Genomic DNA, 24,248 nt, shown 5'->3' on the forward strand with positions numbered 1-24,248 from the left:
CCCTGGCCGGGGGGGCTCAGCCCATGAGCCCGGCCTGGTGCGCCAGTAGTGCCGCCTGTACCCGGCTGCCGCACCCCGTCTTCCCCAGGACCGACCGGACATGGGTTTTGACCGTCCCCACACCGATACCGAGCCGCCCGCCGATCTCCCGGTTCGACAGCCCCTCCCCCAGCATGACCAGTACCTCCCGCTCCCGGTCCGTCAGCCCCGCCACCCGGCTGTCCAGGGCGGCGACCCCGGCGGCGACCTTGGCGCCATCCCCAGCGGCGGCCCCGGCGGCGGCCCCGCCGCCGCTCAGCATCCGCCGGACGACGGTCCCGGTGACGCCGGGCGAGAGGACCGCGTCCCCCGCGGCCGCCGCCCGTACCGCGCGGATCAGCTCCTGCGGCCCCTCGTCCTTGAGCAGGAAGCCGGTGGCCCCCGCCCGCAGGGCCCGGAGGACGTTCTCCTCGTCGCCGAAGGTGGTGAGCATGACCACCTGCGGCGCGGGGCCCAGGACGACCAGCGGTTCGACGGCCGCGAGCCCGTCGAGTACGGGCATGCGGATGTCAAGGAGCACCACATCGGGCCGGAGCTCGGCGGCGAGCCGGACCGCCTCGGCACCGTTGGCCGCCTCGGCCACCACCTCGATGCCATCGGCGTGCCGGAGGATCAGCCGGACGCCGTGCCGGATCATCTCCTCGTCATCGGCGAGCAGCACCCGGATCGCGGAACTTGCCCCGGAGTCGGCGGAGTTGGCCTGGTCAGTCATGCGTCCTTCTCCCACGGGGTGGTTCGGTCGCCTCTTCGGTCACCATGGGGACCGTGAAGCGGTCGATCGCCATCAGGATGTCGGACCGGAAGCAGTAGCGGACGATCTCCAGCCGCCCGCCCCTGGGAATCCCGCGCGGGTACGGGTACAGGCAGTCCGTGGCGGAAGCCGGCCGCGGCGGCTCGCGCCCGGCAGCGGCCGCGCGCGCCCCGTGGTCGTCCGGTGCCACGGAGCGCTCCACCCGCTCCCTGGCCATCCCCACCCGGGGCTTCTCAGGGGTCCGGTGCTCGGAACCGTCGTGCGCATAGTGCACCAGCACGACCCCGAAGAGCATCATCGCGCCCACCCCCGCCAGGCCGAGCAGCCCGGTGACGGCGCCGGCCAGGCGCCGCTGGAGGGCGGAGAGCCCGCTGCCGGGCCCGTCGACGGTGGCCGGCCTGCTGTCGTACGGGGCCGTGTCCGCCGCCTCCGCGCCGGGCCCGGGGTCGGCGGGAATATCGGCCGCCACGACGAAGCCGCCACCGGGCGTCCGGTGTGCCTCCAGGCCGCCGCCGAGCAGCGCCACCCGCTCCCGCAGGCCGATCAGCCCGCGCCCGGAGCCGAGCCCGGTCGTGGCGGTGGGCTGCACGGGCGGCACGCCGTTGCGCACCGCCACCTCCACCCGCTCGTCGGCGTGGCGGACGGCGACGGTCACATGGGCCCCGGCCGCGTACCGGTGGACGTTGGTGAGCGACTCGCGCACCACACGGTGGACCGCCCGCCGCACCCGGGCCGGCCGGGCGTCGAGATCGGGCCCCTCCCAGGAGAACGCGACGGGGATGCCGCCGCCGCGCGACTCCTCGACCAGCGCCTCGATGTCCGCGCGGGTGCCCGTCGCGTCGGTCAGCGCATCGGTGCCGGTGTCCCGCTCCAGCGGGCCGAGTACGCCCAGCGCCTCCCGCAGCTCCTGCATCGCGTCCCGGGCGGCACGGCCCACCACGGCGGCCTCGTCCTGCAGTCCGGGCGCTTCCTTGGACAGCGCCATCTCCAGCCCGCCCGCGTGCAGGGAAACCAGGCTCAGGCGATGCCCGACCAGATCGTGCATCTCCGCCGCGATCCGCGACCGCTCGCGCATGCGGGACTCGCTGTCTGCCAGTCGCCCCGCCTCCTCGGCGGCGGCCGTGCGCTCCCGCAATGCCCGCAGCAGCCGATCCTGCTGTCCCGCGACGGTGCCCACCAGCCCGGGAATGACCACCGTGGTGGTGGCGAGCACCGCACTCAGCATGAGACCGAACGACCTGCTGCCCATCTCCAGCACGGGCGCGGACGCCACGCAGGTGACCACCGTTACAGCAGCCGCACCGAACAACAGCCCGGCTCGCTGCCGCGACGTCTCCAACTGCCGGGCCGCGGTGTACACGGCTACCGCGGTCAGCAGCGCCACAGCGGGCACCACCCCCATCAGCACCGCCAGCCCGAGCACGCTGACCACCGGGAACCGGCGCCGCACCAGCACCAGCACGATGCCGACGAGCCCCAGGGCCACCGCTGCGCCCTGCAGCCTCTCATCGGTCTTCGACTCAACCGTGTAGACGAGCAGCATCAGCGCCCCGGCCAGGACCGCTTCACCCGCCGCCCGCAACAGCTGCCATCCGCTCTCCCCGGGCCCGGCGAGGGGGCTTCGGGTACGGCGGTTCTCGGTGGCAGGTGGAGCGCTGGACGGCATAAAGCCGATTATCGGGGTCTTCCTTCGGGGACTCCCTGCACCTTGGGGACGACCCTCCTCTACCCAAAGGCAGAGGCCCCACCGAAGGGCAGAGGAACTCGGTGGTGCCCGCATCCCCTGCCGGGCGGAAGGGGATGCGAGCGGGGCCGACGGGGTCAGCCGCGGCAGCTCTCCCACGCAGGCCGCCCGGCCCCCGAGACGTACACCCCCACCCTCGCAAGCCACAACGAACCCGGCCTGACCGGCTGGACCCGGCTCCGGGTCCAGCCGCGCTCAGCGTTACGCCGGCCAGAACTGCAGCAGGAACTGTTCCACGCCCGCGGGCACCTCCTGCTGCGCGAGTTCCCTCACCCGTTCCTGCCCGGTGACGTATGCCCGTGTCCGCCACCGCAGGCCCGCCTCCCCCAGCTCCACCACCGGGTCGCTGGGACCGCCATACGACCACAGCGAGACCTCTCCCGAAGGGCAGAGCCACTCCGCTTCGGCGCTCGCCTCCCAGGGCCGCTCGTCCTTCGGTGGGGTGCCGTCCCACACCTCTGCGGTAACGGAAGCCCGGTGTGTATGACCGCCGCTTCTGAGGACGAGCCGGCCCTCCCGAGATTCCAGGAGCTCCATTGCAGGCTCAGGGCTCTCGCCGGGCCCCTCCTCGTCCGCATTCTCCGCCCACAAGGCGTAGAACTCGACATATACCTCAACTTCTTGACGACTCAGCATCGGCATACCGCCTCCTCCCGCGAACTGCCCGGCAACCACAACCGACAGTATCCGGGCCCGACTCCGTGTCACCAGCACGTGTGACCCGGTCGGCGAGCACACTGCTTGTGATGTGGGGCGGAGGTGTCTTCGGCGGCGCCCTCCTCACGATCGGCGTCGTGCGGATCGCCGTCCGTCTTCGCACCGCTGCTGCTGTGGCTGAACAACGATCGGGCTGCGCTGACCCGAGAACGGAACATAGCTGTGAACAGGACTGCCGCCTTAGCTTGTTACCCAAAACCGTCCCCTCCTGAGCCCCGATCCTCCTCCTAGAGTGCTGCTCATGGACATGGGAGCCGCACTGATCGCGATAGTTGGGGTTGCAGGAACCCTCGGGGGCGCGTTGCTCACTCAGCGCGGTGCCGACCGGACCAAGCAGCGCGAGCTGGAACTGAGCCGCGCTATCCAGGAGGCGCGCGAGGATCGCGAGCTGCGCCGCAGGATCTATACCGACCTGCACCGCGATGCTCGGCAATTCGCTACAGCCCTCAGTCGACACCTCTACGTCATCCGGGATCGTGCAGTCGCGGACGAAGATGTGCGCACGCTGGAGGAATCCAAGGACGCTCAGCGAAATGGCTGGTCCGAGGCCATCATGATTGCCCCTGGTGCAGTACTCGCGGCGGCCCAGGAGGCAAATGGGGCATTGACCCGTGTCTATGGCCGGTGAAGCGTCAGGAGCAGGGGAACCCGCGGCTGGGCGAGACGCTGCAGACGGCCGCGGAGGCGCAGCAGGCACTCTGGCCGCTGATCCACGCCATGGGTGATGCCATGCGTCACGACCTCGGGGTGCCCGGCGAAATCAGAGCTACGTTGCGAGTCGCAGAGACAAGTAGCAGGGGATTGAAAGACGACATGCCCGACTCCGGCTCGCCCGCCCGCCCGCTAAGGGCTGTCCCACAACCATCAGGAAGCCCCGCTCGCGGACACACGAGCTGTGCGAGGAGATCGTGCGCCGCACCGAGCCGATTGCGGTTCGTTCGCTGAGCCCAGGGAAACCGTTGGCCCTGACGCCGGGAGCAGGTCGTAGAGTTCGGGGCGCGGTGACGCGGTCGGCGAAGGGGGAACGGTGGATGGCGGGACTGTACGAGATCTGGCAGCGGGCGGACGTGTCGCGCAGACTCGACGTGTTGTCGGGCTTCATCGCGATGTGCGTGGCGGGGGACGACGACGCGCGATGCCGTCTCGCCCAGCTGATCGCCGGCGCGGACGCGGCCCTCTCCACCTCGCCCCCGGATTTGGTGGCCGCCTCGGAGCACCTGGACGAACTCGTCTGGTGGGCTGACACGGAGTGGGCCGGTCACCCCTATCGCCCCGTGGAACCCCGGCCGGACGAGGCCGACCGGCAGACGCGTGACTACGCCAAGGATCTCCGGCACGCAGCACTCCCGGTCCGCGTCCGGGACGAGATGGTCGGCATCGAACTCAGTCTTGAGGTGCGGTTTCTGGCCCTGTGCCGCCAACCGGAGTTGGACTGTCGGATCCGCCAGGATGTCTTCTACGTCGCCGGGCGTGCTGCGATGGCCCTCGACCTTGGACACTTGGAAGCGGCAGAGCGGGAGATCCGGCGCATGGAACAGGTGGGCTCCGTGGAGCCAGGGGAGAGCCGCTGCGGCTGATTCGCGGCCTTCCGAGGTCCACAGATGTGGAACGATCTCTTCACATGTCTGGCGTGATCAAGGCGTCGGAACCGCATTGGACAGCCTCGCTCAGCGGGCTGCGGCCGCGCGACTTCCGCAGGCTGACCGCTATGTTGCGCCGGGGTGCTGAGCGAACTGGTCGAGGGCGGCTTGGTCACTACCGCCGGAAGACCGGGTGCTGCTGGTCACCGCGTACTGGCGAACCAACCTGACACTGCGCCAGCTAGCCCCACGGCATCCCTCCTGGACTTCGGCGCTCACGGGGCGATGGTCCGGCTGTGGACGACGACGGTGCGCGGCAGCGCCGCCGGGCACGCGGCCCCCAAGGCGGACTTCCAGTCGGTGACCCTCACGCTGAGCTGGGAGTCCAGCGAGATGCCTCCCTGGGTTGATGGATTGGAAGCGCCCGTATGATGCGCACTGAACAAGATCGACTACTCTTGGCGCAGGGAGACATCACCATGCAACCGGTCAAGCGTCTCGCAATAACTGCCTCCGTAGTAGGGGCAGTTTTGGCTGGCGGGCTTCCCTTCGCCGCCTCGGCCAGCGCGGAGACCCCGACGTACACCGTGATCACGAATGTGAATGTACGGGCGAAGAAGACCACGCAGTCCACCTCTTACGGGATCATGCCGAAGGGCACGCGCGTCAAGCCGCGGGGCAACATTGCGTACAAGGGCGGCACGTACCGGGCCTGTGGCGACAAGGACAACGCGTGGGTGGGCGTGACGTGGAAGGGGCACAAGGGCTGGATCCCCAGGCTCTGCGCCCGTGTAAACGGGTAAGGGTCTACGAGGCACGCCTCCTCTCTCGACGCGAGCCTCGATCCTTCGTGACGGCCCGTCGGCTTCTTCGGCGGGCCGTTTCGGTTCTTCGGGCTGGTATCGGCCAGGCTGATGGCCCGGCTGTCGCGCCGGGTGGGCGCCGGGTTCCACGGCTCCGGTCGGAGGGCCCCTCGAACACGGCTCGGTTCACTGGCCAGCTTCGGCGGCCAGTCTCGGAACGATCCGCGCGCACCGAGCGGCGTATTCCTGGAGATGACGGGCCCGGAACTCCTCGGCATCCCAGACCTCGTCGCATACCTCGCCGTCCGGCCACACATAAGCGAGCCCGCGCCCGCCGGAGGTCAGCGAAACCTCGCGCAGGTCGTAGCGATCGTCCTCGAAGGCGTCGAGAATCGCCCACTCCCTCCGGCTGAGGTCGGCGAGCAGCACGCCGGGCGCCGTGAAGCCGGGGGCCGCTACGAGCCCCGGATAGACGCGCCCGGCCAGAGAAGCTGCGCGCCAACCGGACGCACTGGCCTTGAGGCGCTCAGGTATCCGGCCGATCAGAGCTTCGAGAACCGAATCGAACTGAAGCGTGCCGTATGCGAACAGGGCAGTGCCCTCGGGCGAGAAACGGTCCCGGCGAGTAGCAGCCCCCGGGACCGGCGCGGGCTGAGCGGTTGGTTGGTACATAGTCATTCGAGTCGTCACGAGCCGGGCAGATACATGGCGTTGTAGGTTGGCGATTCAGGGGCGTGCTTGATCTCCCCCATCACCGAGTACCCCCACCGCAGGTATGCATCGTGCGCCGGCTGGTTATCGATGATGCACGTCAGGGTTGTGGCGCTCTCCGCCCGCCCCGTGATCACAGGCGCGCCGCCTTGGTCATCGCCGCAATCGAAGCGGCTACCTTTCCCGGCCTGCCCACACATCAGCAACGGATAGCGGTTCTGAGGCCAGGGCGCGCGGTCGGCCCGCACCCTTGACGAAGGATGCGGGCCGACGGTGGTTCTCCAGTGGTGAGTGCGAGCTCCTCGGGCGCTGGCCTATTCGGTGAGGTGCTTGACGTCGCCTACTACGAACTCCCCGTAGTGGAACGCTCTTCCCAGGGCTTCCAGCCTTGCGTATTGGGCCTCGGACACGTTCACGGCGTCCGGGAACATCGCGGCGCTCTTGACGGGCAGGGCTTGGAGCAGCAGGCGGAAGGCGAGATCGGGAGTACAGCCGCGGACGCACTCGGCCAGTGCGGCGGTCACCTTCTGGTCGAGGATGCCGTTGAACTCCGTCACCGTGGACAGGACCTCATCGGCCAGTCCACGGCCCTCGTCCAGGTCAGGGCCGGTGAGTGTCGGTGTGTCCGGGCGGTGGGATAGCCAGTCCTCGCATACTTGGATCACCTGTCGCATCCACTCGGCGCCGTCCGGGACCCTGTCGTGCCGGAAGAAGTACTCGCCGTTCTGCGCGCATGCTTCCCACAGCACGGTGATGTGCTTGGCGGGAAGTCCCTTGAGCAGGGATCGAGCGTCCCGGCGGACCAGGAGCACCGATGCCGGGTGCAGCTCCTCGACAAACTGGTTGCTCACAGCTTCTGGTTCCGAAGCTGCGTCCAGTGTCCAGTCCTGGTGGAAGAAGTTCATGATCCACGGGATGCCGAACGTGAAGTCGGTAGACCGCTCCATCACCGTCGTCCCCTCCTTAGACCGGATATCCGGTGTAGACGTAGTACACAAGGGGGTGCCCAGGTGCCCGCTTGAGGACGATCACGCGAACTGCCGACGGGCGGCAGCGGTACGGGCGGTCTCCGGCTGACCTCCGCTCGCGCGGAGAGAACTGGAGCTCGGCGTACATCGCCTGCACGTGCCGCGGCTGACCTCCGCTCGAGCGGAGGTGGGTCGATCACGGCCCGGCCGTAGTACCGGTCCATCACGTTCTCTCCGTGCAGGCGGGTGGGCTCGCAGAAGTACGTGACTGACGTGATCGCGGGTGAGCCTGGTCCCGCGATCGGAGACCGACAGTTCTCCGAACCACGGAGTCATGTGGTTGATGAACTTCGTGTAGTTGGTTCGAGTGTGGTCGGAGATGTCGGTCAGCAGCCCCACGTAGGCATGAGCGTAAGCGGGGACTTCTCCGAGTCCGGCATGGGGCGCTCGTCCGGTTGGACGAAGCCTTCCCCCTTGACCCACCCAGGCGGCCATTGCTGTCCGTGACCGTTGACCAGGTCGCGGAAGGTTTCGCCGCGTCCAGGTCGTCGAAGAGCTCGCTCTGCCATCCCCCGGTTCGGGAGCCTCCGGCCCGCCACACCACGGTGTGGCCGCAGTCACCGGACTGGCGCTCGTAGGTCTTGATGGAGGGCCATGCGAGGGAGCCTACGGGGCCCCGGTGTGGCGATTACGTGGCGAACGCCCGACCGGTGCTAGCGTGAAAACGACGTTTCCGCAGGTCACGTCGTTTCTGCTGGTGTGGGGCGGGTGGGACTCGAACCCACGACCGACGGATTATGAGTCCGCTGCTCTAACCGGCTGAGCTACCGCCCCGTAACGGCGCGCCGCGCACAACTGTGCGCGCCGTCTGCCGCAGCATAGCTGCTCATAGGATCTGCCGCCCGTGTGGGCCACAGTGCCTCGCATGGAGGACATCGATCACGCTCCCGGCGGTTCCCGGGTTCGCGACGCCATGAAAAAAGGCCCCGCGACCGGGGCCTTCATCATGAGCTCCCCCGACTGGACTCGAACCAGTAACCTGCCGGTTAACAGCCGGCTGCTCTGCCAATTGAGCTACAGGGGACTGCTCTGCTCGGACCCGCCTGACCGGTTTCCCGGGGGCGTTCCCTCGCTGCGAGCAATACATTAGCGCATGCCAGGGGGTGCTTTGAAATCGGTAACCGCATCGGCACCCACGAGGCGGGGCATGCGCTCAGTACGCATCGAGTGAAGGGTGGAAGCCATGCTGTACCGGCTCACGTTCATCTCCGGTCTTGCCGTCGGTTACGTGCTGGGCGCGCGGGCCGGTCGGGAGCGGTACGAGCAGCTGCGGAAGACCGCGCAGCGGGTCGCCCAGAACCCCGCGGTCCGCAATGCCGCGGAGTCCGCGGCCCAGAACGGACGGTCCGCCGCTTCGAAGGCCGTCGACACCGTCTCCTCCAAGGTCGGGCACCGCCTGCCCGACTCCGTGGCGGACCGGGTCCGCTCCCTCCGGGACCAGCGCGGGGCGGCGGAGGACGACTGGGGCACCAGCAACACCTGACCTCGAGAGCCCGAGGCCGCGGACGGCTCGGTGGGCCGGGCCGTCCGGGGCCTCGGGCCCGGCCCCTCTGGACGAGCCCCCTCCGGAGGAGGCCCCGGCCGGACGGACGAGCCCCCGCCTGGACGCCCCCGCCGGAGGCAGGCACCGGAGGACGGGCCGGAGGAAGCGGGCCAGGGGAAGCGGGCCGGAGGAAGCGGGCCGGCCCGAGCTCCCCGGGTGCCGCTCCGGTCCCCGAACTTCGCGCCGCCCTGAGCGACGCCCCTCTCACCGGACCCCGCGCCGACCCCCGAGTGACCTCGCCCTCACCGAACGCCGCATCGCCCCCGAGAGACGTTCCGGGACATCCGGGGCGTCGGGGCCGGGGTGCGGGAGGAGACGTCCGGGGCCCGGTCGCGGGGGGCCGGGGGGATCGGCCGGGCCGCGTACCGGTGCGGGCGGGCCGTCGGCCCTGGCCTGCACCGAGTGGTTCCAGCCGCCCGGGGCGGTCCGGATGACGGCACGGGGCCCGGGGTAGGGCATCATCGAGCGACATGGGGATAGTCGCCGGGTTGGACAGTTCTTCCGACTACACACGCATCGTCGTCTGCGACACCGAAACCGGTGCCGTGCTCAGGCAGGGGTATGCCCCGCATCCCGAGAGTGACGGTGACCCCGGCGGCAAGCGGACCGAGATCGACCCGCAGGCCTGGCTCGTGTCGCTCGGCGAGGCCGCCGGCAGCGGGGTGCTGGAGGGTGTGCAGGCCATCGGGGTGTCCGCGCAGCAGCAGGGGATGCTGGCCCTGGACGTCGAGGGCGGACTCGTCCGGCCCGCGCTGCTCGGCAACGACAAGCGCGCCCAGTCCTCGGCCGCCGACCTCATCGACGCGCTGGGCGGGCGGGCGGCCTGGGCCGAGGCCGTGGGCTCCGTTCCGCAGGCGTCGCAGCCGCTGGCGAAGCTGCGCTGGATGGCGCGGTACGAGCCGGAGGCCGCGGCCCGCACCGCGGGCGTCCTCCAGCCGCACGACTGGCTGGTCTGGCAGCTGCTCGGCCGGCCGCCGCGGCGGACCACGGACCGGGGCAGCGCCTCCGCGACCGGCTACTGGTCGGCGGCCACCGGTACGTACCGCCCGGACCTGGTGGAGCTGGCCCTCGGGCAGCAGGTCGTGCTGCCCGATGTCCTCGGTCCCGCCGAGCCCGCCGGGACCACCCCGGAGGGCCTGCTGATCGCGGCCGGTACGGGCGAGACGATGGCGGCGTCGTTCGGGCTGGGCGTGGGCCTCGGGGACGCGGTGGTCTCGCTCGGCGCCTCCGGTTCGATCTTCGCCGTGCACCACGAGGCGCTGGCGGACTCCACCGGCACCATCACCTCGTTCGCCGACGCGACCGGCATGCACCTGCCCGTGGTCCACACCAGCAACGCCGTGCGCACCCTCCGCGGCGCCGCCGAGCTGCTGGGCACGGATCTGGAGGGCCTGTCGGCGCTGGCGCTGAAGTCGACGCCCGGCTCCCACGGGCTGGTGCTGCTGCCCTATCTGGAGGGCGAGCGGACGCCGCACCTGCCGCACACCGCGGGGACCCTCGCCGGGCTGCGGCGGGAGTCCATGAAGCCGGAGAACCTGGCGCGGGCCGCGTTCGAGGGCATGCTGTGCGGGCTGGCCGACGCGCTGGACGTGCTGCGCGGGCGCGGGGTCGCGGTGAACCGGGTGTTCCTGCTGGGTGCGGCCGCCGAGCTGCCCGCCGTGCAGGCCGCGGCTCCGGCGCTCTTCGGCGCGCAGGTGATCGTGCCGCAGGCCGCCGACTACGCCGCGCTGGGCGCCGCCCGGCAGGCCGCATGGGCGCTGGGGGTGGCGCAGGGCTATCTGTCGCCGCAGCAGCCGCCGCTGTGGCAGGGCGCGACGGCGCAGGTCTTCGATCCGGGCGAGGAGCTGGCGGTGGGCCAGGCGGTCCGGCAGCAGTTCATCGCCGTGCGGGAGCAGACCCACCCCGGGGCGTTCCAGAACGTGTTCTAGGGCGTGGCCGTCGGCCGTCCGGCCGCCTGCGATACGTCCCGGCACCCGTTTCCCGGGGCGGTGGTTTCCGGTCATACCTCGCGCGGTGCGGACGGGTGTGCCGGCGGGCGGATCCGGCGTCGGCGAGGCCTCGGACGGCGCATGGACGGCCCGTGCGCGGCCCACTGGGGCGGCTCCGGTCCCGGTCGGCGGGGCCGTGGGCCGCCGTGCCCGGCTCAGGCGCCCGGCACCGTCCCGCGCAGGCACCCGGCACCCCGTCCCGCGCAGGCCCCGGCCCGAAGCGTGCACCGCCGTCCGGCCGGGGCATCCCCCCACCCGGGACGATGCGTCCGTAGGGTCCGGCTGAAGCGTCACTCCGCCCGCCCCGGGCGTCCGTCAGACGGCCCGGGACCGGTCGGTGCAGCCGACCGGCCGTGCAGCAGGACCGGTCGGTGCAGCGGGACCGACCGAACGACAGGCCCCGCCCAGGCAGCCGGCGCGCCCGCCCCAGGCGTCCGCCGCGGGCCGGGGCGAAACGTTCGGGGCCTCCCGGGCGATGCATCCGTAGCACCCCGCCGACGCATCCGCGGCGTACGGCCGGTACGTCCCTACGGCTGTACGTCCCTGCGTCCGTCCCTGCGTCCGTAACAAAACGTTTGACCTCAACTGCTGTTGAGGCCGCAAGGTGTCGCCAGGCCCGCCGGTTCCGGCCGGCTCCGTGCGCTCGCCGAAGACCGTCATGACCGAAGAGAGCCCGTTGTGCTGATCCGACTCCTCAGACCCCATATGGGGCCGTACCGACGACCCGTGGCGCTGCTGGTGCTGCTCCAGTTCGTGCAGACGCTCGCCGCGCTCTATCTGCCCGCGCTCAACGCCGACATCATCGACCACGGCGTGGTGACCGGCGACACCGGCTACATCCTGGAGACCGGCGGCGTGATGATCGCGGTCTCGCTGCTCCAGGTGGCCTGTTCGATAGGTGCGGTCCTCTACGGCGCGCGGACCGCCATGGCGGTCGGCCGGGACATCCGGGCCTCCGTCTTCGACCGGGTGCAGAGCTTCTCCGCCCGTGAGGTCGGCCGGTTCGGGGCGCCGTCGCTGATCACCCGCACCACCAATGACGTCCAGCAGGTCCAGATGCTGGTGCTGATGAGCTTCACGCTGATGGTCACGGCGCCGATCATGTGCGTCGGCGGGATCGTCATGGCGCTGGGCCAGGACGTGCCGCTGTCCTCGCTGCTGCTCGCCGTCGTCCCGGTGCTGGCCGTGCTGATCGGGCTGATCGTGCGGAAGCTCGGCCCGCAGTTCCGCACCATGCAGGGCCGGCTCGACACCGTGAACCGGGTGCTGCGGGAGCAGATCACCGGCATCCGGGTCATCCGCGCCTTCGTCCGGGACGACCACGAGCGGCAGCGCTTCGACCGGGCCAACACCGAGCTGACGGACGTCTCGGTGCGCACCGGGCGGCTGATGACCCTGATGTTCCCCACGGTGATGACGGTGGTGAACGTCGCCGGGGTGGCCGTGCTGTGGTTCGGCGCGCACCGGATCGACAGCGGCAGCATGCAGATCGGGGCGCTGACGGCGTTCCTGAGCTATCTGATGCAGATCCTGATGGCCGTGATGATGGCCACCTTCATGTTCATGATGGTGCCGCGCGCCGAGGTCTGCGCGGAGCGCATCCAGGAGGTCCTGGCGACGGAGTCCAGTGTCGTGCCGCCCGCCGAGCCCGTGACATCGCTCGGCCGGCGGGGGCATCTGGAGCTGCGCGGCGCGGACTTCCGCTATCCGGGCGCCGAGGCGAAGGTGCTGCGCGGGGTGGATCTCGTGGCGCGGCCGGGCGAGACGACCGCGGTCATCGGCTCCACGGGCAGCGGGAAGAGCACGCTGCTCGGCCTGGTGCCCCGGCTGTTCGACGCGACGGGCGGCTCGGTGCTGGTCGACGGGGTGGACGTGGCGTCGATCGCCCCGGCGCTGCTGGCGGAGACCGTCGGGCTGGTCCCGCAGAAGCCGTATCTGTTCTCCGGGACCGTGGCGTCCAACCTGCGCTACGGCCGGCCGGACGCCACCGACGCCGAGCTGTGGCACGCCCTGGAGGTCGCCCAGGCCAGGGAGTTCGTGGAGCGGCTGGAGGGCGGGCTGGACGCGCCGGTCGCCCAGGGCGGCAGCAATGTCTCCGGCGGCCAGCGGCAGCGGCTCGCCATCGCGCGGGTCCTGGTGCGGCGCCCGGAGATCTACCTCTTCGACGACTCGTTCTCCGCGCTCGACTACGCCACCGACGCGGCGCTCCGGGCCGCGCTGTCCCGGGAGACGTCCGGAGCGACGGTGGTGATCGTCGCGCAGCGGGTGAGCACCATCCGCGACGCCGACCGGATCGTGGTCCTCGACGAGGGCCGGGTCGTCGGCACCGGCACCCACCCGGAGCTGATGGCCGGCAACGACACCTACCGGGAGATCGTGCTCTCCCAGCTCACCGAGCAGGAGGCGGCATGACCACCCAGGCACCGGCACCGCGCCGCGGTCCCTCCCCGGCCGTGGGACCGGCGCGCTTCATGGGCGGCCAGCCGGCCGAGCGGTCCATGGACTTCGCCGGTTCGGGCAAGCGGCTGCTGCGCCGGCTGCGGCCGGACCGGGCCCGGCTGTACGGGGTGCTGGCCATGGGCGTGGCGAGCGTGGCGCTGTCCGTGCTCGGGCCGAAGATCCTCGGCGACGCGACCGACCTGGTGGTCGACGGCGCCGTCCTGCCGCCGCACCGGGGCGTGGACTTCGGCGCCGTGGCGGGGGTGCTGCTGTGGGCGCTCGGCGTGTACGCCGCGTCCGGGCTCTTCGGCGTCGTCCAGAGCCGGCTGGCCATCGGCGCCATCAACCGCACGGTCTTCCGGCTGCGCGAGGACATCGAGGCGAAGCTGTCCCGGCTGCCGCTGTCGTACTTCGACCGGCAGCCGCGCGGCGAGGTGCTGAGCCGGGCCACCAACGACATCGACAACATCGCGCAGACCCTCCAGCAGACCATGGGCCAGATCGTGAACTCGCTGCTCACGATCGTCGGTGTGCTGGCGATGATGTTCTGGATCTCCCCGCTGCTGGCCCTGGTGGCACTGATCACCGTGCCGGTGTCGGTGTTCGTCGCGACGGCCGTCGGCAAGCGGGCGCAGCCGCAGTTCGTCGCCCAGTGGAAGACCACGGGCAAGCTGAACGCGCACATCGAGGAGATGTACACCGGGCATGCCGTGGTGACGGTCTTCGGACGGCAGGCCGAGTCCGCCGAGGCGTTCCGGGAGCAGAACGAGGCGCTGTACCGGTCGGGCTTCCGGGCCCAGTTCATCAGCGGGATCATCCAGCCCGCGATGATGTTCATCGGCAACCTCAACTATGTGCTGGTGGCGGTGGTCGGCGGGCTGCGGGTGGCGTCCGGCGCGCTGTCGATCGGGGACGTGCAGGCGTTCATCCAGTACTCGCGGCAGTTCAGCCAGCCGCTGACCCAGGTCGCCAGCATGTCGAACCTGGTGCAGTCCGGGGTGGCGTCCGCCGAGCGGGTCTTCGAGCTGCTGGACGCGGCCGAGCAGGACCCGGACCCGGTGGCCCCGGAGCGCCCCGCCGAGCTGCGCGGGCGGGTCACGCTGGAGCAGGTGTCCTTCCGCTACGAGCCGGAGAAGCCGCTCATCGAGGACCTGTCGCTGGCCGTGGAGCCCGGCCAGACGGTGGCGATCGTCGGGCCGACGGGCGCGGGGAAGACCACCCTGGTGAATCTGCTGATGCGGTTCTACGAGGTGAGCGGCGGCCGGATCACCCTGGACGGGGTGGACGCGGCCCGGATGTCGCGGGAGGAGCTGCGGTCCGCGGTCGGCATGGTCCTCCAGGACACCTGGCTGTTCGGCGGCACGATCGCGGAGAACATCGCGTACGGGGCGCGGGGGGCGACCCGGGAGCAGGTGGAGCGTGCCGCCCGCGCCGCGCACGCCGACCGCTTCATCCGTACCCTGCCCGACGGCTACGACACGGTGATCGACGACGAGGGGACGGGGGTGAGCGCGGGTGAGAAGCAGCTCATCACCATCGCCCGCGCCTTCCTCTCCGATCCGGTGATCCTGGTCCTGGACGAGGCGACGAGCTCGGTCGACACCCGGACCGAGGTGCTGATCCAGAAGGCGATGGCGACGCTCAGCCACGGCCGGACCAGCTTCGTCATCGCCCACCGGCTGTCCACGATCCGCGACGCCGACGTGATCCTGGTGATGGAGAACGGCTCGATCGTCGAGCAGGGCACGCACGAGCGGCTGCTGGCCGCCGACAGGGCGTACGCGCGGCTGTACACGGCGCAGTTCGCGCAGGCCGTGGCGGAGATCGACTGACCGGCCGGGAGCACGGGGCTGCGGGGGTACGGGGCTGCGGGGGTACGGAGGGGCTGGAGGTACGGAGGGGCCAGGCGGCCCGCCGGCACGGGTGGTGTGTCCGTGTCCGGTGGGCCGCCCGGCCGCGTTCCGGGTCCGGGGTGCCCCGTTCGGCGGGGTGTCAGTGCTGCCCGGCCCAGCGGCGCACCGTCGCGGTGGCGTCGGCGGCGTCCGCGGGGGCGAGGTCGGCGATCCGCGCACGGTGGTTGGCGCCGGGGGCCAGCCGGACGGCACTGTCCCGGCTGCCGCTGCCCAGGCGGAACGGTTCCGCCCGCGCGGTGTCGTTCTCGCCGTACACGAAGAGCAGTTCCCGGCCGTGGCGCCGTACCCACCGGTCGATGTCGGGCATGGCGTCCGGCTGGAAGCGCAGCGGGATGTCCCGCGGCACGTAACTGCGCACCTGCTGGATCCCGGGGTGGCGCAGCAGGCCGGCCAGGTGCGAGGTGTCGAACTGGGCGTAGCCGAGCTGGGTGCCCAGCTGGTGGAAGTACGGGAGGACGGACGCGAGGCTGCGGTCGGTGTAGACCGGGAAGCGGGAGACGCCGTCGACCCACCGGTACAGCTCGTCGGTGGTGGCGGTGGGCGCGGGCACCGACGCGCAACCGTCGGCCCCGCTGTACATCCAGAACATCAACGGCAGGCGCAGGACGGCCAGTTCGTACGCCCTGTCCGCACTGCCGAGCGTGCGGAAGGTCTGCCCCTCCTGCCGGGCCCACTGGGCGTAGCGGCCGGCCATCTCCTCGCGGCGCACCAGCGCCTCGCGCTGCACGGCCCGCAGGGCGGAACGGCAGGCGGGGGTCCCGACCCGTCCCAGGAACCGGTCGTACGCGGTGTCGTCCCGGTCGTCGGTGTTGTTGGGCGCGCCGTACACGACGGTGCCGTCCACGTCGCGCGGGTGGAAGCGCCGGTGGTAGACGGTGGCCATGCCGCCCTTGCTGCCCCCGGTGGTCAGCCACGCGCCGCTGTAGAGCGTCTTGAGGGCGCGGATGATCCGGTGGTGGTCGTCGGCGGCCTGCCGGATGTCCAGCTTCGACCAGTCGGGCCGGTCGGGCCGGGACGTGCCGAAGTAGCGGTGCTCGGTGGAGATCTGGTTGCCGTCCACGAGCCGGGTGGGCTCGGCGCGGAAGGCGGGGTCGGAGCCGGCCTCGTAGCCGGTCGTGTACAGCACCGTCGGGCGGCGGAGGGACTTGTGCAGCAGGGTCAGCCGCTGCTCGAAGGTGCCCTTCCCGGGGTGCCGGTGATCGACGGGCTGCCGGTAGCCGAGCTCGAAGAAGCGGTGGCCGGTCGCGGCCGGGCGCTCGGCGATCACGCGCATGCCGGGGAGGGCTTCGATCCTGCTGCGGATGTCGGTGGGGGCGGGCGCGGCGGCTGGTGTGGCGGTGGGGCTGGCGGCGGGCCGGGGCGCTTCGGCAGGGGTGACCGTGGGCCGGGGCTTGGACGGGGCGGACGGTGTTCCGGCCTGGGCCGGTCCGGCCGTGCCGGAGAGGAGCAGCCCGGCCAGCAGGGAGAAGGTGAGCAGCCGTCGGGCCGGCACGGGGAGGTGCGGGCGCCGGCGCGGTGCCGAGCGGTGCGAAGTCCCGGCGAACCGGGGCGTCCCCGTCGCCGGATCCTCTGCCAGGAGGTCCCGGGCGGTGCCGTGCCGCCCGGCCGCGGCGTGGCGGAGTGCGGGCGGGACGTGGCGGAGTGCGGGCGGGTGGCGTTGAGAGGCGTGGTGGTCCGCGACGTCCTGGCCCGGTGATGTCCGGCGGGGCGGCTGGTGCTCGGTGGCGCGGGGTGGTGTGCCGGGGCCGGTGGTGCGGCTGCCGTGCCGCGTGTTCCTCATGTTCTTCATGGGATCCAGCCAAACCGTCGCTACCGGGGGGCCGGATCCCCCGGGAAGCGGAACGCCCTCCCCCACGCGGGGGAGAGTGCGCTGCGCACACCACCCGAACCAGGCCGTGGCCTGACCGCGCGGGTGGCCGGGCCCACTGCCGGGTGACGACGCCTCTGCTCACGAGGTGCTGTGCTCACGAGGTGCTGTGCTCACGGGGGTGCTGGGCTCACGAGGGGCTGTGCTCACGGGGTGTTGGGGCCCCGGCGCACAGCGCGTGGTCGATCAGGGCGCTGGCCGCGTTCTCCTGGTCCTTTATGTGCTCCAGGGTGTCGCCGCGGGCCTCGGAGCGTGGGCCATGGCGCGGGCAACCAGCCGCTCGGGCCGGTGGACGTCGTGGCGCTGCTGGTAGTACTCCTCCGGCGTGGTGTATCCGGGCAGGTCGTCGTGGATGCCGCTGGTGTGCTGGAGCAGCCGGCGGACGGTGATCCGGCTGCCGTCGTTGCCGTTGCCCTGCACCACTCCCGGCAGCCGGTGGGCGACCGTGTCGTCCAGGGACAGCCTGCCCTCGGCCTCCAGTTGGAGGACCACGGTGGCGACCAGCGTCTTGGATGTGCTGGCCATGCGGAAGTAGCCGTTGGAAGGGACCGGGCGGCCGGTGTTCAGGTCGGCGGTGCCGCTGGTGGCGACCGGGTGCCGGCGGTCGGGCGCGATCACGCGGGCCTGCACACCGCTGACACCGAGGGCGTGGATCGCCTCGGTGTCCTGGCTTGACGTGCTCCCTGGCCTAAAGTCCAGGGATTCCGGCCTGGGTCGGTTGACCCTTCCGGGGGCTTCCTGCTTCACCGCGCTGTGCGGGCACAGGTACCCGTCTTACCCGCGCTCCACAGGCGTTTGACGTCTCCACCCGCCCGGCGGCGACGATACGGCGTCCTTCGGCCAGGACGTTGCATGCTGCGTTGTGGTCACGCTCGTGCACGGCGCCACACCGGCCGCACGTCCACTCCCGGACGTGCAGGGGCTTGGGGCCGTCCCGGAATCCGCACGTTGAGCAGAGCTGGGAGGACGGGAAAGCACGGTCCACCTTGGTGAAGGTGCGGCCGTGCTTGGCGGCCTTGTATTCCAGCATGCCGACGAAGGCAGCCCATCCCGCGTCGTGCACGGACTTGGCCAGCCGGCTGCGCCCGAGACCGGACACCGCGAGGTCTTCCACATACACCGCTTGGTTGTCGCGGATGATCTGTGTGGACGCCTTGTGGTGGAAGTCCCGGCGCCGGTCCGCAACCCGCGCATGCTGGCGTGCGACCCTGATCCGCGCCTTGGCCCGGTTCCTCGACCCCCTGGCCTTACGGGACAGCTCCCGCTGAAGCCGCCTGAGCTTCTTCTCCGCCCGACGCAGGAAACGCGGACTGCCGATCTTCGTCCCGTCGGACAGGACAGCGAACGCGGACAAGCCGAGGTCGATACCGGTGTCGGTCCCCGCCTCGGGAAGGATGTCCGGTTCGGTGTCCACGACGAAGCTGAGGAAGTACCGCCCCGAGCTGTCCAGGGTGACGGTCAGAGAGGTGGGCGCGGCAGGAAGCCGCCGCGACCACCTGACCTTGAGATTGCCGACCTTGGCCACGTACACCGTGCCGTCGCTCTGGAGGGAGAAGGCGTTGGTGTTGAGACGGATCGACTGCCGGGTGTCCTTCTTCGACTTGTACCGCGGCGGCCCGACCCTCCGGCCCCGCCGCTTGCCCTTGACCGAATCGAAGAAGTTCCGGTACGCCGTGTCAAGGTCGCGCAGGGACTGTTGCAGGACGACCGCCGACACCTCGCCAAGCCAGGCACGCTCCTCGGTGCGTTTGGCCTGGGTGATGCGACGCCGGGACAACTCGCCCGACGTCACATATGGCAGCCCCGCCGCCTGCGCCTCCTTCCGGTCACGCAGACAGTCGTTCCACACCACACGCGCGCACCCGAACGCCTTCGCCAAAGCGCGGCACTGAGAGGCGTCCGGGTAGGCCCGGAAGTTGTAGCGGAGCTGCATGACCGCGACGCTACTACGACTTGGTCTCGTGAATCAGGAGAATGACTACAGGCGTGGCAGGCATGTGGTTTCGGCGATGCACGTTCACTTGGTCTTTGTGACCAAATACCGGCATGGAGTGTTCGACGATGAGATGCTGACGCGCTGCGAAGAGATCATGCGCAAGGTGTGTGAGGACTTCGAGGCGGAGCTGAAGGAGTTCAACGGCGAACGCGACCACGTCCACCTCCTGATCAACTACCCGCCCAAGGTCCCCGTCTCCAAACTGGTCAACAGCCTCAAAGGCGTCTCCGCCCGCCGGATCCGCCAAGAATTCACCGACCGGATCCACCCCGCCATCACGCACGGGCACCTGTGGTCACCCTCATACTTCGCCGCATCCTGCGGCGGAGCACCACTGGCCACCATCCGCCAGCACATCGAGCAGCAACAACGCCCGCTCTGACCTGCACGTCAGAGCAGCCTTGAGATGCATTCATCCCCGGCGTGAACGCCGGGGCTTTCTGCAAGAGCCCCGGTAACCGCTCCTCGGGGGACGGATCGGCAGGCTGGGCGACGGCGGTGGCGAGCAGCGCAGCGACACCGACGGCCATGGCGAGGTACCTTCGCAGAGTCGAAACCATGGCTGAACGCTAGGTTCGCCCCCAACGGGTCGCGATCCGGTGCTCCCCAGGACCGGACTGGGGATACCCCCAGCGGGGACCGTCACCAGTCCGGCGTCGGCATCTCGGCATCTGCAGGGGCATCGGGATCGGGCGCGCGTTCCCACGACGTGGAATCGGCTGACGGACGGTGTGCAGAAGGCCGGCGGGGCCAGAGGCGACGGCTCCGGGCTCACGAGCCCGCCGGCAACCGGCCGCGGCAACCGCCGGTCCGCGGCTCCCGGTCCTTCTCGGTGGCGACGGCCGAGGCGGACAGGAGCGTCGCGGCGGTGAGGCCGCCCCAGAGCGCGGCCGGGCCGTGGGGGGCGAGAGCGGTGATGGCCGCCGGGGAGACGGCGAGGCCGAAGCCCGTGGAGAGTTCGAAGCGGGCGAGGGCGCTTCCCAGGGCATGGGCCGGGGCGAGGGCGGTGACGAGCGCGGTGGCGCTGCCGGCATAGATGATCTCGCCGATCGTGCAGACGACGGACACCGCGGCGACGGCCGGGGCAGCCCAGCCGGGTCCCAGTGAGGTGGCCGCGAGGAAGCCGAGGTAGGACGCGGCGAGTACCACGCCGCCGAGAGCCAGCACGGCCCGCCGGGAGAAGCGGGACAGCAGGACGGTGACCGGGACCTGCAGGGTGACCACCAGCACCGTGTTGGCCACGAAGACGGCCGCCGACCACACCGGGGAGGCGTGCAACTGGGTCACCAGGACCAGGGGCAGCGCGATTTCGGGGACGTTGAGGCAGAAGACGTAGACCACGTTGGCGGTCAGCAGCGCGCGCATCCGCGGTGCGGGCCCGTCGGCGCCGTCCTCGGCCGGGGCAGCGGCCGTCCGTGCGTGGAGGTGGACCGACCACGCCAGGGCCGCCGCGGCGAGATAGGCGAGCCCGGTGCCGGCTGCCAGCGCCCGCAGTGCGCCGGTGCCGCCCGCCAGGCAGGCGGTGGCGAGGAGCGCGCCCACGCCCAGGCCGGCGTTGCGCAGGGCGCGGCCTGCCGCGAGAGCGGCGTCGCGCTCCCGGCCGTGGGCGACCGTGGCCACGAGCGCCGCGTGGGCGGCCGGCCAGGCCTGGTTGCCGATGCCGAGGAAGAGCGCCGCCGCCGCGAACGGCCAGACGTGCCCGGCCGGGGTGGCCAGCAGCAGCGCCACGCCCAGCGCCCGCACGAGCATCGACGCCGCCACGACCGTGCTGCGTGCGCCCCGGTCCAGCCAGCGGCCCACCGCGGGCATGCACACCAGCCCCACGACGATGCCGGCCGTCATGGCGATGCCGGTGGCCGGTGCGGACAGCCTCAGCACCGTCACTCCGTAAAGCAGCAGAAAGGGCCGCAGCAGGCCGGTGCCGAGCGCGTCCACCATCAGGGCGACGGCGTAGCGGGGGCCTCCGGAGGCACGGACGAGGGCACGGGACCGGCTCTTGGTGGTGGTTGCCATGGCGCCAACGGTGGGTCCGGCCGCCGGGCGGGCCATGCCGGTTGACGGACACCGTCAACCGACGCCGGCGCGGGTTGACCGGTCGGTGATGCTGAGGGGATGACGTTGAGGATCGACATCAGCGGCCTGCCGTCCGAGGGCCTGCGCTTCGCCGCCTCCCCGCTGGCCGAGCTGACCGCGATGCTGCACGTGCTCGCCGAACCGGGGCACCATCCGCAGCTCGCCGACTGGGCCGCGGACGTCCGGTCCGGGCTGCGGCCGGAGCTGGACGAGCGGTTGCGGGAGGCGGAGTTCCTCTGGCGTTCCTCCCAGGCCGACTTCCTGCTCCCCGCCCGGCCCCGGCCGACCCTCGCCGAGGAGTTGGACGACGTGGACCGGATCGACGACGCAACGTACGTGACCGCCGCGCTCGTCACCACGTGCGGCAGCAGCCGGGACCGCTTCGCCGCGCCGTCACCGCTCACCGACGCGGCCGCGCGCGGGCGGGCCCTGGACCTGGCGCAGGCCCGCGGCGCACGGCAGGAGGCCTTCGCGGAACGGCTGCTCACCGACCCGGCGGCCGTGCGGGCGCGGGTGCGGCACACCCTCGAACAGTGCGCCGAGGCCTTCTTCGACGCCGCCTGGGCGGACGTCGCCGTGCAACTCGCCACCGACCTGCGCCTGAAGAACGACCTGCTGCGGCGCCACGGCACCGGGGCGGCCCTCGCCTCGGTCTCCGGCGCGGTCGCCCTGGCACCGGACGGCGACTGCATCGTCGTGGACAAGCTGCAGGACAAGGCGACCTCCGCCCACGGCACCGGGGTCACCTTCATCCCCAGCGTCTTCGGCAGCCCGCACCTGGTGGTGGTCCACGCGCCCGGGTGGCAGCCGGTGGTGCAGTACCCCGTGGCCGAGCCGAGTCCGGCGGAGCCGGTGTCGCTGGAAACGGTCACCCTGCGGCTGGAGGCACTCTCCCATCCGGTACGGCTGCGGCTGCTGCGCACCCTGGCGCGCGGCCCGCACACCACCGGTGAGCTGGCCCACGCCTGGGAACTCTCCCTCCCGGAGGTCTCCCGCCACCTCGCCGTGCTGCGCCGCGCGGGCCTGCTCACGACCCGGCGGCACGGCCGCTATGTCCGCAACACCCTCGAGCTGCCCGAGCTGACGGCGCTGGGGGCCGACCTGCTGGCGGCCGTACTGCGCTGAGCGGCTTCGGTCCCCCTGATCAGCGACCCTGATCAGCGACCCTGATCACCGAGTGGCCAGGGCCTTCCCGGCACAGGTCCGGGCCGGGAGCCGTCACAGGCGGCCCCAGCCGCGTCGGACAACGTCCCTCCCCGGAACCGTCGGTGGGCGGAAAGGACAGGAGACCGGTGTGATCGCGTGATACGTTCAGCGCCGCCGTGCGACGCCACGAACCGAGGAGGTGGGACCGATCAACGCTGCAACAGGTCGGGGCTCCCTCCCTCGCATGGCCCGGGGAGTGCCCGCAGAAGGCATCCCGAAAGGCTGAACGCCATGCGCTTCACCTCTGAGACGTCGTCCGACGGCGTCACCGAACAGCTCTTCACCCTCGGCGAGATCCCCGGCGTGCTCTGGACACCCGAAGGTGCCGCCGGCTCCCGTCCGCTGATCCTGATGGGCCACGGCGGCGGACAGCACAAGAAGGCCCCGGGCGTCGCGGTGCGGGCGCGCCGCTTCGTGGCCGAGTGCGGTGTCGCGGTGGCGGCCGTCGACGTGCCCGGCCACGGCGACCGGCCCAAGGACGAGGAGCTCAACCGGATCGCGACCGAGAACCAGGCGCGCGTGGAGTCCGGCGCGGAGCCGGCTCCGCTGATCGCCGCCTTCCAGGCGCTCGTGGCCCGCCGGACCGTCCCGGAGTGGCGGGCGGTCCTCGACGCGGTCCAGGAACTCTCACACGTCTGCGCCGGTCCGGTGGGCTACTGGGGAGTTTCCCTGGGCTGTGGGCTCGGCGTTCCGTTCGTCGCCGCCGAACCCCGGGTCCGCGCCGCGGTGCTGGGCCTGGGCGGCGCCCGGGCCGTGGCCGAGGACGCCGCGCGGATCACCGTCCCGGTGGAGTTCCTCGTGCAGTGGGACGACGAGCGGGTCCCGCGGGCGGAGAGCCTGGCGCTGTTCGACGCCTTGGCCTCGGGTGAGAAGACCCTGCACGCCAACCCCGGCAAGCACGGGGAGATCCCGCCCTTCGAACTGGACAGCACGGTGCGGTTCTTCGCCCGGCACCTCTGCTGATCCCGGCACCTCTGCTGGTCCCGGCGCTTCTGCTGGTCCCGCGCCCCGGTCGGTTGAACACGCCGACCGGGAGCGGGGTCCGGAACCGAGGCAGCTCAGATGGATGCTCGATGTGCGGTCCTGTGCCCCTCTCTTCTTGTGCGGAAGGACTGCACGGAGGCCAGGTAGGTACGGTCCAGGAGGTCTTGTGAGCAGGGATATCGATGACGACGCACTGGTTGAAGAACTCATCCACATCGCGGGCGGCCCAGGGCACGACCGAGAAGAGCGGCAGCGGAAGGTTGAAATCAGGTGGTATGGCGGCTACTGCTCCTCGGTGGAGGGCCGTCGCACCTCGAAGTGGAAGCATCCGTACTCCAGTGCCCGGACGTGCACGAGCACCACGTCCGGGTCGCTGAACGCATCGTCGAAGGCTGCGTCGAAACCGGCCGTGGTGTCGACCGGAATCTCAAGAAGGCGGCCACCGGCGATATGACCCTGGGCGTCATAGCGGCGCACGGTACGCAGGGCGCCCGGCCGGTCGAAGGGGTAGTTCTCGCCGGGGGTGAACCCGCCGCAGTCATCGGCGTGAATGAAGACGGGACCCTGTTCGTCGTACGCGCCTGGAAGCGCACCCTCCGCGGCGGCCCAGCGTCGCAACGGAGCGTACGAAACAAGGGCAATCCGCTCGCTGAGCCTGATGGGGCGTAGGCAGCAGCGCAGCGGAGAGCCTGTGTCGTCGCGGGTCGCGACGTACGGGACGCAGGGACGGCCTGCGTCATCGGCGACACGCAGTTCCTTGAGGACGGCTGGGTCAACGGGGAGCACGGTGTACCTGGTCATGCGCCCATGCTGGCTCGACGCACGAGCGTCTGCTGGCAGGAAACGGACGTCACGTTCGTGCGTGC

Annotated in this window: 19 protein-coding genes, 2 tRNA genes and 1 pseudogene; 10 read left to right on the plus strand and 12 right to left on the minus strand. The window is 71.2% G+C overall.

Going from position 1 to position 24,248, the window contains the following annotated elements; translation table 11 throughout:
* Positions 1-16: 16 nt before the first annotated feature.
* The 3 genes from ACFYYR_RS01605 to ACFYYR_RS01615 all read right to left on the minus strand — a co-directional run bounded on the left by ACFYYR_RS01605 (position 17) and on the right by ACFYYR_RS01615 (position 3,176).
* Positions 17-751: a response regulator gene (locus ACFYYR_RS01605; RefSeq protein ID WP_388845633.1), complete on the minus strand. Its 735-nt coding sequence runs from the start codon at positions 749-751 to the stop codon at positions 17-19.
* Positions 744-2,456, minus strand: a complete 1,713-nt coding sequence (locus ACFYYR_RS01610) for a sensor histidine kinase (protein WP_388845636.1) — start codon at positions 2,454-2,456, stop codon at positions 744-746. The genes ACFYYR_RS01605 and ACFYYR_RS01610 overlap by 8 nt, the downstream gene beginning before the upstream one ends.
* Before the next feature lie 279 nt (positions 2,457-2,735).
* Positions 2,736-3,176 carry a hypothetical protein gene (locus ACFYYR_RS01615; protein ID WP_388845639.1) on the minus strand — a complete coding sequence of 147 codons (441 nt, stop codon included), beginning with the start codon at positions 3,174-3,176 and terminating at the stop codon, positions 2,736-2,738.
* A gap of 316 nt (positions 3,177-3,492) precedes the next feature.
* Between ACFYYR_RS01615 and ACFYYR_RS01620 the strand changes: the two genes are divergently transcribed.
* The 3 genes and pseudogenes from ACFYYR_RS01620 to ACFYYR_RS01630 all read left to right on the plus strand — a co-directional run.
* Positions 3,493-3,879 (plus strand): hypothetical protein, encoded by a 387-nt coding sequence (locus ACFYYR_RS01620; protein ID WP_388845642.1) that lies wholly within the window; start codon positions 3,493-3,495, stop codon positions 3,877-3,879.
* Between the two features lie 403 nt (positions 3,880-4,282).
* Positions 4,283-4,828 (plus strand): hypothetical protein, encoded by a 546-nt coding sequence (locus tag ACFYYR_RS01625; RefSeq protein ID WP_388845644.1) that lies wholly within the window; start codon positions 4,283-4,285, stop codon positions 4,826-4,828.
* Between the two features lie 44 nt (positions 4,829-4,872).
* Positions 4,873-5,081, plus strand: a pseudogene (locus tag ACFYYR_RS01630) (transposase family protein); the annotation flags it as partial.
* A gap of 739 nt (positions 5,082-5,820) precedes the next feature.
* Here the strand turns inward: ACFYYR_RS01630 and ACFYYR_RS01635 are convergent.
* The 4 genes from ACFYYR_RS01635 to ACFYYR_RS01650 form a co-directional block, all read right to left on the minus strand.
* Entirely contained in the window at positions 5,821-6,306 is a 486-nt protein-coding gene (locus tag ACFYYR_RS01635) for a gamma-glutamylcyclotransferase family protein (protein ID WP_388845646.1), read from the minus strand.
* Positions 6,307-6,659: 353 nt separating this feature from the next.
* Positions 6,660-7,292 (minus strand): hypothetical protein, encoded by a 633-nt coding sequence (locus tag ACFYYR_RS01640; protein ID WP_388845649.1) that lies wholly within the window; start codon positions 7,290-7,292, stop codon positions 6,660-6,662.
* A gap of 781 nt (positions 7,293-8,073) precedes the next feature.
* Positions 8,074-8,147 (minus strand) — tRNA-Ile (locus tag ACFYYR_RS01645).
* 177 nt (positions 8,148-8,324) lie between these two features.
* Positions 8,325-8,397 (minus strand) — tRNA-Asn (locus tag ACFYYR_RS01650).
* 159 nt (positions 8,398-8,556) lie between these two features.
* Between ACFYYR_RS01650 and ACFYYR_RS01655 the strand changes: the two genes are divergently transcribed.
* The 4 genes from ACFYYR_RS01655 to ACFYYR_RS01670 all read left to right on the plus strand — a co-directional run bounded on the left by ACFYYR_RS01655 (position 8,557) and on the right by ACFYYR_RS01670 (position 15,175).
* Entirely contained in the window at positions 8,557-8,856 is a 300-nt protein-coding gene (locus ACFYYR_RS01655) for a YtxH domain-containing protein (protein WP_388845651.1), read from the plus strand.
* Positions 8,857-9,386: 530 nt separating this feature from the next.
* Positions 9,387-10,844 (plus strand): FGGY family carbohydrate kinase, encoded by a 1,458-nt coding sequence (locus ACFYYR_RS01660; RefSeq protein ID WP_388845654.1) that lies wholly within the window; start codon positions 9,387-9,389, stop codon positions 10,842-10,844.
* Positions 10,845-11,582: 738 nt separating this feature from the next.
* Positions 11,583-13,316, plus strand: a complete 1,734-nt coding sequence (locus tag ACFYYR_RS01665) for an ABC transporter ATP-binding protein (RefSeq protein ID WP_388845657.1) — start codon at positions 11,583-11,585, stop codon at positions 13,314-13,316.
* Positions 13,313-15,175 (plus strand): ABC transporter ATP-binding protein, encoded by a 1,863-nt coding sequence (locus tag ACFYYR_RS01670; protein WP_388845660.1) that lies wholly within the window; start codon positions 13,313-13,315, stop codon positions 15,173-15,175. The genes ACFYYR_RS01665 and ACFYYR_RS01670 overlap by 4 nt, the downstream gene beginning before the upstream one ends.
* A gap of 160 nt (positions 15,176-15,335) precedes the next feature.
* Here ACFYYR_RS01670 and ACFYYR_RS01675 read toward each other — a convergent pair whose 3' ends face one another.
* The 3 genes from ACFYYR_RS01675 to ACFYYR_RS01685 form a co-directional block, all read right to left on the minus strand.
* A complete protein-coding gene (locus ACFYYR_RS01675) occupies positions 15,336-17,036 on the minus strand; it encodes a S28 family serine protease (RefSeq protein WP_388845663.1) in 1,701 nt (566 codons plus the stop codon).
* A 303-nt stretch (positions 17,037-17,339) separates the two neighbouring features.
* Positions 17,340-17,870, minus strand: a complete 531-nt coding sequence (locus tag ACFYYR_RS01680) for a serine hydrolase domain-containing protein (RefSeq protein WP_388845666.1) — start codon at positions 17,868-17,870, stop codon at positions 17,340-17,342.
* Positions 17,812-19,056 (minus strand): RNA-guided endonuclease InsQ/TnpB family protein, encoded by a 1,245-nt coding sequence (locus ACFYYR_RS01685; protein ID WP_388845669.1) that lies wholly within the window; start codon positions 19,054-19,056, stop codon positions 17,812-17,814. The genes ACFYYR_RS01680 and ACFYYR_RS01685 overlap by 59 nt, the downstream gene beginning before the upstream one ends.
* Here ACFYYR_RS01685 and tnpA point away from each other — a divergent pair.
* On the plus strand, positions 19,055-19,501 hold the full coding sequence (tnpA, locus tag ACFYYR_RS01690) for an IS200/IS605 family transposase (protein ID WP_388845672.1): 447 nt from the start codon (positions 19,055-19,057) through the stop codon (positions 19,499-19,501). The two genes, ACFYYR_RS01685 and tnpA, sit on opposite strands and share 2 nt — an antisense overlap.
* A 389-nt stretch (positions 19,502-19,890) precedes the next feature.
* Here the strand turns inward: tnpA and ACFYYR_RS01695 are convergent, their stop codons facing one another.
* Positions 19,891-21,132 (minus strand): MFS transporter, encoded by a 1,242-nt coding sequence (locus ACFYYR_RS01695; RefSeq protein WP_388845675.1) that lies wholly within the window; start codon positions 21,130-21,132, stop codon positions 19,891-19,893.
* Positions 21,133-21,231: 99 nt separating this feature from the next.
* On the opposite strand from ACFYYR_RS01695, the gene ACFYYR_RS01700 reads away from it, so the two are divergent.
* Positions 21,232-22,317, plus strand: coding sequence for a DUF5937 family protein (locus ACFYYR_RS01700; protein ID WP_388845678.1), 1,086 nt, complete (start codon positions 21,232-21,234; stop codon positions 22,315-22,317).
* Positions 22,318-22,629: 312 nt separating this feature from the next.
* Entirely contained in the window at positions 22,630-23,361 is a 732-nt protein-coding gene (locus ACFYYR_RS01705) for an alpha/beta hydrolase (protein ID WP_388845681.1), read from the plus strand.
* A gap of 303 nt (positions 23,362-23,664) precedes the next feature.
* On the opposite strand, the gene ACFYYR_RS01710 is transcribed toward ACFYYR_RS01705, so the two are convergent.
* A complete protein-coding gene (locus ACFYYR_RS01710; RefSeq protein WP_388845684.1) occupies positions 23,665-24,183 on the minus strand; it encodes a DUF1203 domain-containing protein in 519 nt (172 codons plus the stop codon).
* Positions 24,184-24,248 lie beyond the last annotated feature (65 nt).

The sequence above is a fragment of the Streptomyces sp. NPDC001922 genome, assembly GCF_042891165.1.
GTDB lineage: Bacteria > Actinomycetota > Actinomycetes > Streptomycetales > Streptomycetaceae > Streptomyces.